Below are 3,591 nucleotides of genomic sequence, written 5' to 3'. Positions count from 1 at the left end.
GCTGCACCGCCTCGATATCGTCCTCATAGATCGAGTCCGGCTGGCAGGCGTGCCACTGCTTCTTCTCGTCGGTTTGGCCTTTGCGACCCCAGCAGTAGCCGGCTTGCGCCAGGCGGCCGCTCAGACGGTCGCGGAGACGGCATTGCTCTCGGGCGACGTCAGCATCTCCTGAGCCCTCACACGCCTGCGAGGCCTTACTTTCAGCCGTCAGCAGCTCCGGGACGGTCGGCATCTGCTGCTGTGCGCTGGCACCTCCGGCCATAGCGACGAGAGCGAGGGCGATCAGGACTGTGCGCATGCAAGCAGGATAGCCCCAGGGATGGGGTTGTCGAGGCGCGTTGAGGGCACCGAGGTCCGCATCATGGGTCGACGCTCGACTGATCAACACGCTGGCCTGGGAGCAGCGCAAGGGCGACGCAACCAAGAACGACGGCTTTTACGACCTTGGCAATGCGCCTGCGCAGCCCGAGGCGGCGACGTGATGCGTTCGGATGGCTCAGGGATTGACGGGATCCGCCGCCCAACGGCAGTCTCGCGTTTAGGGTGCGTTGCGAAGGCGTTGCTCTGACCCACTCGCACGGTGGTCGAAAACAGCGAGAGTTGGCGGCTTCCATCCTGGAGCGTGGCCGGTGGTTTTTGTGAATTTCAAGCACACCGCCCTAGGGAGAATAGTAGGATCTACCGATCTCGGGATATTATCGGCAACTCAACTTTTGATCTGACTTAATCGGCTGTCGAACCTTGAAAATATCCACCAAAAAATTCTTTTACTTGCTCCCGGGATGCCTAATAGGTTTGAGTCAACCGGTGGTCGCCAGGGATCACGCTGAAGATTTAGACCACTATGCAATGGTGGCGGCAGCGTCAATCTTTGCAGAGAGCAGGTGCCCAGGATTTCGCGTGAACGCGGGGCGCCTAACTACCTTAAGGATGGATAGCGCTATTTCCAGCACTGAAGAGCCGCTGATCGAAGACAAACTCCGCAAATGGTCTAGCGAGGTTCGGCAGGCATACACTCGGAACGGCGGCGAAAACTGGTGCTCTGAGATTTATGGCTTACTCGGCCCAAATGGCACAATGGCCAAAAGCGTGCTCTCAAGATAAAGGTCAGCCGTTACGACGAAGGCGAGGGCGACAAGTGGGGTTGTCGAGGCTTCCACCCCCGGAAGGTAAGCTCACTGCCTGTACGCCGGAAGCCAGCACCATTTTTGCCGATAGGTCGTTCAGCAGCCGATGCAGACGCGCGGATCCCACCTGAATTCCTTGATATGAATTTCCCGAGGGCGCCGAGCTTCTGTCGTGACGCTTAACTCTGGCAGAGCCACCGTCTCGATGCTCCTACTGGTCACCGATCGGCCCTGAGCGGAACCATTGCTTCTACCGTCCGTGTGAAGTGTTTTATAGCGAAGCTTATGCGCGCTACTCTTCTAAACGCCAGACCGGGCAAAACCGTTCACACTGCTCAAAATACGCAGTATGCATAGAAAACTTCACTTTCGTAAGATCCCCACCGCCTAGTTGGCGGTACTACTATTGATCAGGGGCAGCAGCCGGATCTGCGATGGGGAACTCAGGTCCTTCTGCTCTGGCTTTGATGCTATGAGCTGCCCAATTTGCCGTCGTCCGACACCCGACGCACACAGATCGCAGGACGCGCAGATCACGGCCTGCTATGGCCAAATCGAACTTCTCCATCTTGATCCGCGCCGCTCTATTCGCCGCTTCGATATTCGGGAGCGCAGCGGTGGAGACTGAGATCTCTGGCAGGCTTTCAACTGATTTAAGGGGCGGTTGTGGGTAGATAGCAGCGACCCGCTTTTGGGATATGGCTGGACTGGCGATAAATTGGACCGCGATCAGCACGACAACCGGAAGGCGCATCCTCGAAGCTCCGAGAGCTGCGGGTCACTGCGCCGCATACGATCAACGGCGCACACCCGCCGATGACGCTGCTGCCTTATGGTTAATAAAAGCTTGTTGAGGCTGCGGACTCGTTCATTGGACTACCCAAGCTGCGCACAATTTACGACATTTGTGATGGCGCCTGCACCTCGCCATTCACCTCCAAAAGGAGGATGCCTTACCGCTTCCGAGGCGACGCTTGCGCCGCATCCCTCGATAAGCGAGCCGCCCTTTACCGAGCCAGGTTGGTCTCAGCCACGTTCACCGGCGGCCCTTCGGCAGGCATGGAGATGGGTTGGCTCTGCCGGCTAGCGAAAGCCGCTCCGGCTTGCTTCCACTTTTTGCTCTGATTTTCAGACAGCGGGTGTTCCCTGAGATTGGAAGGCTGCGTCACACTGATCGATAGAAGTCCGACCCTTCCGGGCTCGCTCGGATCACCGCTTGTGATCGGCTCGGATCTAGAAGGCCATGAGCGCGACGGATGCGACAATCCCAGACGCGAAGACTATCATAAGCGCATTGTCGAAGCCGTTCGCGATAAGCACTGTGCTCGTCACGTAGGCCAAGAGGAAGCCGTCAATTCCTATGGCGAGGCGTTGCCCATTCACTCGCGATAGCGCTTCCGCTGCACGCGCTCGATCAATGCTCCACCTGCTGCTTAACGAACGAGCGGATCCCGTCCTTAGCGACCGCCTGCTCGAAAGCCTTGAAGGCGTCCTCATCGTTCGCGAAGGTATCAGTCCAGGTCGTGTGCCCGCCTTCGTGATCGACCACCTCAAGGGTCCATTCATCGTCACTGCCGGCAAATCGGTAGATGTGAACCTGCACCATGACGCCATCGCGGGTGACGATGCCGCCGAGCGGAGAGGTCTCGATCTCCTGATCAGGGATGTCGGCCATCGGTCGTTCCTTCAGTTCGCACCCTCAGGGTACTCACGGTGCCGCACGTAGCCCTGGTCGCCTCGAGCCTGGCTTGATCCCCTACCACGCGTGAAGCAGGTACCCGCCGGCCAGCACGAGGACGATGAGGGTCACGGCCGATATGCCGAACTTCCGCGGCGACCCAGACGCAGAGGGGGTGCTACGCCGCTTGGTCGTTCGGGGGCTGAAGACAACGATCTTCGGATCTGAAAGGTGCTGGGTCAGGCTGTGGGGCAGCCTGCGCTTCGATCGTCGACCCAGCATACTCACCTCACTACGACCGCTTCGCCTTGCCGAGCACGGGGTGTATCAGAGATCAGGCACGTCCGCGTCGAGCCAGTCCGCCGCTGCTTTCAGGTTCGGGAACTTTTGCGCCTCGCTCGTGAAAGGCGCCGGAAAGGGCGGGCTGTCGGCGAGTGGTTCGGCTGTCCAATCGCCTTCGTACCCGTCCCGCGACACATCGCGGACCAAGCTGCCGACCACTTCGCCGTCGAGGATAAGATCGAAGCTACCAGGGGCGAGGCGTTTGAGGGTGTAGGGCATTGGCAAATCCTGGATCAAAGGCGCAGCATGAACCCCAGCTGCCTTGCCGGCCGCGGGTGTTGCCTGGAGTGGAAAGGCTTCAGCGCTGCACCGCCTCGATATCGTCCTCATAGATCGAGTCCGGCTGGCAGGCGTGCCACTGCTTCTTCTCGTCGGTTTGGCCTTTGCGACCCCAGCAGTAGCCGGCTTGCGCCAGGCGGCCGCTCAGACGGTCGCGGAGACGGC

The 3,591-nt window shown here is 59.5% G+C and carries 3 protein-coding genes; all 3 read right to left on the bottom strand.

Annotation, left to right across the window (positions count from 1 at the left end; genetic code table 11):
• A partial coding sequence (locus tag MKK60_RS10015) for a hypothetical protein (RefSeq protein WP_243985442.1) occupies positions 1–298 on the bottom strand: 298 nt, incomplete at its 3' end.
• 2,243 nt (positions 299–2,541) lie between these two features.
• Positions 2,542–2,802 (bottom strand): hypothetical protein, encoded by a 261-nt coding sequence (locus MKK60_RS10010; protein ID WP_243985440.1) that lies wholly within the window; start codon positions 2,800–2,802, stop codon positions 2,542–2,544.
• Positions 2,803–3,132: 330 nt separating this feature from the next.
• Positions 3,133–3,366: a hypothetical protein gene (locus MKK60_RS10005; RefSeq protein ID WP_243950968.1), complete on the bottom strand. Its 234-nt coding sequence runs from the start codon at positions 3,364–3,366 to the stop codon at positions 3,133–3,135.
• Positions 3,367–3,591: the final 225 nt, after the last annotated feature.

Source organism: Methylobacterium sp. J-092, assembly GCF_022829325.1.
Taxonomy (GTDB): domain Bacteria; phylum Pseudomonadota; class Alphaproteobacteria; order Rhizobiales; family Beijerinckiaceae; genus Methylobacterium.
This window is presented reverse-complemented; position numbering and strand designations above follow the sequence as displayed.